This is a genomic window from Microbacterium sp. (genome assembly GCF_041909575.1).
Classification (GTDB): Bacteria; Actinomycetota; Actinomycetes; order Actinomycetales; family Microbacteriaceae; genus Microbacterium.
In genome coordinates this window covers 2,810-10,504 of sequence record NZ_JAYRDE010000105.1, presented here as the reverse complement: position 1 = coordinate 10,504, position 7,695 = coordinate 2,810, and the positions used below count along the sequence as shown (strand labels likewise).

Genomic DNA, 7,695 nt, shown 5'->3' with positions numbered 1-7,695 from the left:
GCGAGCCCGAAGTCGGTGATCTTCACCCGACCGTCGGGGGTGATCAGCAGGTTGCCCGGCTTGATGTCGCGGTGGACCAGGCCGGCCGCGTGGGCTGCCTGCAGGGCTGCGGAGGTCTGGGCGACGATGTCGAGGGTCTTGTCCGTCGAGAGGGCGCCGTCGCGCTCGAGGATCGTCGAGAGCGCCTCGCCGGGCACCAGCTCCATGACGAGGAACGCGCTGCCGTTCTCCTCGCCGTAGTCGAAGACCGACGCGATGCCTTCGTGGTTCACGAGCGCCGCGTGGCGGGCCTCTGCGCGGAAGCGCTCGAGGAAGCCCGGGTCGCCCATGTACTCGTCTTTGAGGATCTTGATGGCGACGGTGCGGCCGATGACGTGATCCGTCGCCTCCCACACCTCGCCCATGCCGCCGATCGCGATCCGCGAGTCCAGCTCGTAGCGGCCGCCGAAGGTCACACCCTGCGTCGGTCTCATCGTCCCAGCACCGCCTCCATGACCTTCTTTGCGATGGGAGCCGCAATGACATTGCTGCTGCCCGACTGCCCCTGCCCGCCGCCGTCCTCGACGACCACCGCGACGGCGACCTGCGGGTTGTCCGCGGGCGCGAACCCGGTGAACCACAGGGTGTACGGCTGATTGGGACCGTTCTCCGCGGTACCGGTCTTACCGGCCACGTCGACGCCGTCTATTCTTGCACCCGTCGCGATGCCCTCACTGACATTCGCCACCATCATCGCGACCATCTCCTCCGCCAGCTCCTGGTCGAGAGCACGCCCGAACTCGACGTTCCCGAACTCCTCCTGGACCGACAGATCCGGACCGATCACGCGATCCACCATGCGCGGGCTCATGACGACACCGCCGTTCGCGACTCCTGCCGAGACCATCGCCATCTGCAGGGGCGTCGCGATGACCTGCCCCTGTCCGAAGCCGGTGAGCGCGGTCTGCGCGTCGTCGAGCGCGCGCGGGTAGCTCGAGGGGGTCGAGACGAGCGGCATCTCGAACGACCGGTTGAAGCCGTACTTCTCGGCCTCTTCGCGGATCGCGTCGTCACCCAGCTCGACGGCGAGCTGCGCCATCGGGATGTTGCAGCTCAGGCGCAGCGCGTCGGCGATCGTCACCGTCGCCCCGGGGCCGCAGGTACCCCTGGTGTCGTTGTAGATCACGGCGCTCGACCCGGGCAGGGTGTAGCGCGCCGGGTTCGGGATGGTCGACTCCGGCGTGTAGTCCCCCGAGGCGAGCGCAGCCGAGGCGACGACGAGCTTGAACGTCGAGCCCGGGGGGTTGAGATCGCCCGCGATCGCGCGGTTCGACAGCGGCTGGGCGGGATCGGCGACGAGCGCGTCGTACGCGGCGTTGACCTCGTCGGTGTTGTGCGAGGCCAGGATGTTGGTGTCGTAACTGGGGCTCGTCACCATCGCGAGGACGCGTCCCGTGGACGGCTCGATCGCCAGGACACCGCCCTGCAGGTCGCCGAGCGCCTCGTAGGCGGCGCGCTGCACGTCGGCGTCGAGCGTCAGCACGACGTTCGAGCCGCGGGGAGGCTGACCGGTGAAGATGCGCTCGATGCGGGAGAGGAACTGCGATCCGGCGGTGCCGCTGAGGTACGAGTTCATCGACTGCTCGATGCCGGTTCCCGCTGCCGGGCCGAGCGCCGGATTGATGTACCCGGTCACCGGGGCCCACATGTCGGGATCGGTGTACACGCGCTGCCAGCTGTACACGTCGTTCGATGCGACAGAGGACGCGATGGCGGTGCCGCTGGCGATGATCGAGCCGCGCTGCACCTCGAAGGAGTCGTAGAGCGCGCGCGTGTTGCGCGGGTTCTGCGCGAGCTCCTCCGCGTTGACGACCTGGATCCAGCTCGTCGAGCCGAACAGCGCGAGGAACATGATCAGCATCAGGATGCTGAGACGGCGGAGTTCTTTGGTCATGTCAGCCGATCACCACCCGGGGCCGGCTGCGCACGGCATCCGAGATCCGCAGCAGCAATGCCACGATGATCCAGTTGGCGACCAGCGATGAGCCGCCGGCGGCGAGGAAGGGCGTCGTCAGTCCGGTGAGTGGAATCACGCGGGTGACCCCGCCGACCATGATGAAGACCTGCAGGGCGATCGTGAATGACAGGCCGGTGGCGAGCAGCTTGCCGAAGTCGTCCTGGCCGGCGAGGCCGATGCGGATGCCGCGGCTCGTGAAGACCATATAGAGGCACAGGATGGCGAAGACGCCGATCAGTCCCAGCTCCTCACCCAGCGCGGGCAGGATGTAGTCGCTCTCAGCGACCGGGGTCAGGTACGGGCGACCCTGGCCGAGGCCGGTGCCGATCAGTCCGCCCTGCGCGAGGCCGAAGATCCCCTGCACGAGCTGATAGCTGCCGCCCTGCGCTTCGATCACGGCCGGGTTGAAGGCATCCAGCCAGTTCGTGAACCGCCCGTTGACGTACGACAGCACCTGAGACGCGAGGAACGCGCCGGCCGCGGCGAGCGTCACGCCGATGAGCACCCAGCTCGTCTTGCCCGTGGCGACGTAGAGCATTGCGACGAACATGCCGAAGATGAGGAGGCCGGTTCCGAGGTCGCGCTGAAGCACGATGATGCCGAGCGAGATGAGCCAGATCACGAGGAGCGGTCCGAGTTCCCTCGCGCGCGGCCACATGATGCCGAGGAACCGCGTTCCCACCGACGTCAGGCTCTCCCGCGTGCGCACCAGGTAGCCCGCGAAGAAGATCGCGAGCGAGATCTTGGCCAGCTCGCCGGGCTGGAAGCTGAAGAAGCCGAGCGAGACCCAGACGTCGGCGTTGGCGTCGGTCCCGAGGCCGGGCACGATCGGCAGGACCAGCAGCGCGATGCCGAGGAATCCGAAGATGTACGTGTAGCGGAACAGCACGCGGTAGTTGCGCAGCAGCAGCACGACGACGATCGCACCGACGAGCGCGATCGCGGCCCACGCGAGCTGGCGCGTCGAGAAGGCATCCCACCCGTGGCGATCGCGCGCGATGTCGAGGCGGTAGATCATCGCCAGGCCGAGCCCCGTGAGCAGCGTCGCGATCGGGACGACGAACGGATCGGCGTCCCGCGCCCGCAGGCGCAGCACGATGTGCAGCGCTACGACGAGGGCGGTCAGACCGCCGCAGTACACCAGGAAGGTCCAGTCGATCGCGCCGAGTGCGCCCAGCTGGACGAGCGCGACCGCTGAGCCGTTCATCGCGAAGGCGAACACGAGCAGCGCGAGCTCGCGATTGCGCTGGGTCTGCGGGACCCGGATGCGGCGCAGCGCCCGCACCACGGCGGTGTCGGTGGAGACGGCCTCGGTCGCCGTCGTGGAGGAGCCGCTCATCCGTCTCCTCCCGACGTCTCCAAGATGGTGGCGACGATACGCCGGGCGTCTGAGAGGGAGCTTGCCGAGATGGTGCCCTCGACGGTCGCGCGGGCGAACTCCGGGAGCGACTCGAGGGGGATGCCGGTGTCCTCGTACGGAGTCGACAGGGCGATCGGGCCGATGCCCTGCTGCACGCCCTGGTAGATGACGACCGTGTCCTCGTCGGCGCCGACGAAGTAGCGCGTCTGCGTCCATTGGTACCCGACCCACAGGGCGCCCGCGATGATCGCGAGCACCAGCACGAGGCCCACGATCCAGCCGATGCGGCGGCGGCGCACCCGGCGGCGGTCCTCCTCGATGAGCTCCTCGAGGAACTCGGCCGCCGGCTCGAAGTGCGTCGGCTCGTTCGCGGCCTGCCGGTTCGGGTGCAGCCAGCTCGTGCGTCCGGGGCGGGCCGCCGGAACGTCGACGCCGACCGGATTGGACGCCGACCCGACGACCGTGGGCGTGCCGGAGAAGAGCGGATGCTGCCCTCCGACGTCGACGAGGACGATCGTGACGTTGTCGGGCGCGCCGCCGTCGAGCGCCTGCTTGAGCAGGTTGTCGGCCGTGCGGCCCGGGGCCAGTCCCGCCGCCAGCGCCTTGGACGTGTGGGCATCGTCGACGACGCCGGAGAGGCCGTCCGAGCACAGCAGCCACCGATCGCCCGGCTGCGTCGGCATGATGAAGGTGTCGAGCTCGGGGTCGGGATCCATGTCGCCGAGCACGCGCATGAGCACCGACCGCCGAGGGTGGTAGCGGGCCTCTTCGGGGGTGATGCGCCCGGAGTCGACGAGGCGCTGCACGAACGTGTGGTCCGTGGTGATCTGGGTGAGGGCGCCGTCGCGGAACAGGTAGATGCGCGAGTCGCCGATGTGCGCGATGACCGCGTAGTCGTCGACCATGATGAGCGCGCTGACCGTCGTGCCCATGCCCGCCAGTTCCGGGCGGTCGCCGACGGTGTCGATCAGCTGGGTGGCGGCATCCGCTATCGCATCGCGAAGCTCCCGCTCGGCCGCCGCCGTGGACTCGTACGGACGGTCGAGGGTCTGCAGCCGCGCGATCGCCAGGCTCGATGCGACATCTCCGCCGGCGTGGCCGCCCATGCCGTCGGCGACGACGAACAGGTTCGATCCGGCATAGCCGGAGTCCTGGTTGTTGGAGCGCACCTTGCCGGTGTGCGAGATCGCGGCGCTCGAGCCCTGGAAGACCATACGAGGTGAGTCCGCCCGCTACTTCCGCAGCTCGAAGGTCGTCGCGCCCACCTTGATCGGGGCGCCGATCGTCACGGGAGCCGGAGCGGTCACCCGGGCGCCGTCGTGCCACGTGCCGTTGGTGGAGTCGAGGTCCTGGATCATCCACTGGTCGCCCCACAGCACGAGGCGCGCGTGGTGGCTCGAGGTGTAGTCGTCGCGGATGACGAGCGCCGACTCGCTCGAGCGGCCGATCGTGAGCGGCTCATTGCCGAGGGGGAGCTCGATGCCCGCCTTGGGTCCGCTCGTGATGACGATGCGCGACACCGAAGCCGCGGTGGCCGGTCCGCCCTTCGGGCCGGCCTTGACCGGAGCCGAGGCCGGGGCGACGGGGGCGGTGCCGCCGGAGCGGGATGCCGCGGCCGCCGGTGCCGCCGCAGCAGGTGCGGCCTCCGGCATCCGCCTCACCTTCACGCCGAACAGGTCGGCCCGCAGCGAGTAGACGACGGCGAACACGAACGCCCACAGGAGCACCAGGAAGCCGATGCGCAGCAGCAGCAGGGTCAGTTCGCTCATGCCAGCGGACCCCCGTCCCGCAGGTCGTAGGCGCGCGTGGCGTCCTGGGCGGACATCGTCGGGCGCGGCGGCGTCGCCGCCTGAGCGACCACGTGGAAGACGATGTCGGTGCGGCCGATCGTGACCGTGGAGTCGGGCGGCAGTGCGGCCTCCGTGACCTTGCGGCCGTCGAGGAGCGTGCCGTTGGTCGACTTCAGGTCGCGGACCATCGCGCGCTCGCCGTCCCACAGGATCTCGACGTGCTTGCGGCTGGTGCCCGCGTCGGAGATCGTGATGTCGGCGTCGCTGCCGCGCCCGATCACGGTGCGGCCCTTGACGAGCGGATGCCGCTTCCCCGCGATGTCGACGACGCCGCGCCACGAGACCCGGCCGCCCTGCGCCGTCGACGACTCCACCCGCAGGGTGCCGGTTGCGACCTGCTCGTCGCGCTTCAGCGCGATCGTCACGGGTCCGGCGAACGAGTAGCCCTGCGCTTTGGCGTGCTTGTGGACGAGGGTGTCGAGCTCATCCACCAGGGGGTCGCCGATCGCGCTCATCTTCTCGTCGTCCGCGGCCGAAAGCCGCACCACGAAGGTGTTCGGGGCGAGGATGCGGTCACGGCTCACCACGGCAGCCTTCTTGTCGAGCTCGCTGCGCAGGGCGGAGGCGATCTCGACGGGTTGGATGCCGCTGCGGAAGGTCTTCGCGAACGCGCTGTTCACAGCGCGCTCGAGACCTTTCTCGAAGCTGTCAAGTAGTCCCACGGGGCTCCTCGGACGGGGGGTGCCGGTTGGTACATGCTAGTTGCACACTCTGGAATGCCGGTGGACGGCATGGCGGGACCGGCCCGGTTGGGGCGCGACGCCCGGCCGAACGCCGACCGGATCAGGCGATTCGACCAGATCAGGCCGATCGGCGGCGAATCGGGCTGATCTCGTCGATTCGCCTGAGTTCGGCGGCCCGTGGCGTGCGTGATATCCTCGGGAAGTTGAGTATCGCGGGATCTTCGGATGCCGCGGCTCGCGCGAGTGGCGGAATAGGCAGACGCGCTGGCTTCAGGTGCCAGTGCCCGAAAGGGCGTGGGGGTTCAACTCCCCCCTCGCGCACAGCGCAGAAGAAGGCCCCCGGATCGGGGGCCTTCTTCTTTTCCGTGCTCCTCCGAGCTCACACCCCGTCGAGGGCGGGGAGCAGCACGAACACGATCTCCTCGGTCTCGCGGCCGATCCCGGGCGCGTACGCGACGTTGCGCGACACCTCGGTGAACCCGGCATGCTGCAGCACGGCGATCGAGCCGGCGTTGTGCGCCGCGGCCCGCGCGAACAGCGGGCGCACCGGCTCACGTGACACGAGCAGGCGCAGCGCGGCCGTGGCCACGCCGCGGCTCCAGGCGTGGCGGGCGATCCAGATGCTGACCTCGCGGTCGCCGTCGACGGTGAAGACGGCGGCGGTGCCGGCGAAGCCGCCGTTCTCGGTCACCACCTGATAGAGCACGTCGCCGGATGAGCGCTCCCGCGCGATCCACGCTTCGAACGCACCGCGGTTATCCGGGTCGTCGGCGGTGAACGCGGCCATCGCGACTCCCTCGGGGTCGCGCATCATCTCGAAGATCGCGTCGAGGTCGTCGTCGTCCAGGTCGCGCAGCTCGATGTGGTTCACACGCCCACGGTAGCGAGCGCCGACGCCCGGGCGCAGGCTCTCAGGTGATCCCGTGCAGCTCGCGAAGGAGCGCCTCGGCGCGTACGCCGTCACGCGCGCGCATCGCCTCGCGGAAGTCCTCGTAGGCCGAGGTGCGGCCGATCGGGCACTCGATGATCGGACGCCACGTCGAGATGTTGCGCCGGATCGCCAGCTCGGCTTCCCGCATGAAGCGGAGGATCGCCACGTTGCCGGTGGCCCACGTCAGCTTCGCGAAGAAGATGTGGCTCGTGCGCATGAGTTCCGCGTAGTCGTCGATGCGAGACGCCGCGATGACCGCCTCGAGCTCCGCCAGCGCATCGGCGAGCACGTCATCGGATGCTTCGCGCACGGCCATGCGGGCGGCGTTGCCCATCAGATAGGCGACGAACTCGAGGGTGTCGGCCTGCGCCTTGTCGTTCGGGGTGGACACGCGCGTATAGCGATGCGGGGACACCTCGACCAGACCCACGCGCTCGAGGCGCTGCAGCGCCTCGCGGACCGGGGTTCGCGAGACGCCCAGCCAGTCGGCGAGCTCGTGGTCGCGCAGGCGGGCGCCCGGCGCGAGGGTGCCGTCGAGGATGGCCTCGCCCAGTCGGGCGTAGACCTCATCGCCGAGGACCGCACCGCTGGGGACGAGGGGAGCGAGGGGGGTCGTCATGAGTGCGACAAGTGTACGACGGCCGATTCAGCCGCATGCATGTTTCTCATCTACCTGTGGACAAGTGTGTCCGGTTAGCGCTCACGTCGGCTCATCACCCGCGGAACGTCGGCCTCGCCGTCGCGCTGATATATCGGTAGCATGACCGTGTCACGCTGAGGCGTGGCCTATCCGGGGGGATCCGTCGACGCCCGGGCTTCGAGCATCGCTCAGCCCGGGCGTCCGATGGGCGCGGGGCGCGGCATCCGACCGCTCT

The 7,695-nt window shown here is 69.4% G+C and carries 8 protein-coding genes and 1 tRNA gene; 1 reads left to right on the top strand and 8 read right to left on the bottom strand.

Annotation, left to right across the window (positions count from 1 at the left end; genetic code table 11):
• The 6 genes from ACE3O1_RS12735 to ACE3O1_RS12710 all read right to left on the bottom strand — a co-directional run.
• A partial coding sequence (locus ACE3O1_RS12735) for a serine/threonine-protein kinase (RefSeq protein WP_374315605.1) occupies nt 1-473 on the bottom strand: 473 nt, incomplete at its 3' end.
• Nucleotides 470-1,933 carry a peptidoglycan D,D-transpeptidase FtsI family protein gene (locus ACE3O1_RS12730; RefSeq protein WP_374315603.1) on the bottom strand — a complete coding sequence of 488 codons (1,464 nt, stop codon included), beginning with the start codon at nt 1,931-1,933 and terminating at the stop codon, nt 470-472. The genes ACE3O1_RS12730 and ACE3O1_RS12735, both read right to left, overlap by 4 nt.
• A 1-nt stretch (nt 1,934) precedes the next feature.
• Complete coding sequence (locus tag ACE3O1_RS12725; RefSeq protein ID WP_374315601.1) at nt 1,935-3,335, bottom strand: FtsW/RodA/SpoVE family cell cycle protein; 1,401 nt, start codon at nt 3,333-3,335, stop codon at nt 1,935-1,937.
• On the bottom strand, nt 3,332-4,570 hold the full coding sequence (locus tag ACE3O1_RS12720; RefSeq protein ID WP_374315599.1) for a PP2C family serine/threonine-protein phosphatase: 1,239 nt from the start codon (nt 4,568-4,570) through the stop codon (nt 3,332-3,334). The genes ACE3O1_RS12725 and ACE3O1_RS12720 overlap by 4 nt, the downstream gene beginning before the upstream one ends.
• Nucleotides 4,571-4,588: 18 nt before the next feature.
• A complete protein-coding gene (locus ACE3O1_RS12715; protein ID WP_374315597.1) occupies nt 4,589-5,125 on the bottom strand; it encodes an FHA domain-containing protein in 537 nt (178 codons plus the stop codon).
• Nucleotides 5,122-5,868 (bottom strand): FhaA domain-containing protein, encoded by a 747-nt coding sequence (locus ACE3O1_RS12710; RefSeq protein ID WP_374315595.1) that lies wholly within the window; start codon nt 5,866-5,868, stop codon nt 5,122-5,124. The genes ACE3O1_RS12715 and ACE3O1_RS12710 overlap by 4 nt, the downstream gene beginning before the upstream one ends.
• 258 nt (nt 5,869-6,126) lie before the next feature.
• Between ACE3O1_RS12710 and ACE3O1_RS12705 the strand changes: the two genes are divergently transcribed.
• Nucleotides 6,127-6,210 (top strand) — tRNA-Leu (locus ACE3O1_RS12705).
• 58 nt (nt 6,211-6,268) lie between these two features.
• Here ACE3O1_RS12705 and ACE3O1_RS12700 read toward each other — a convergent pair.
• A complete protein-coding gene (locus ACE3O1_RS12700) occupies nt 6,269-6,760 on the bottom strand; it encodes a GNAT family N-acetyltransferase (protein WP_374315593.1) in 492 nt (163 codons plus the stop codon).
• Nucleotides 6,761-6,800: 40 nt separating this feature from the next.
• Nucleotides 6,801-7,439, bottom strand: a complete 639-nt coding sequence (locus ACE3O1_RS12695; protein ID WP_374315591.1) for a GntR family transcriptional regulator — start codon at nt 7,437-7,439, stop codon at nt 6,801-6,803.
• Nucleotides 7,440-7,695: the final 256 nt, after the last annotated feature.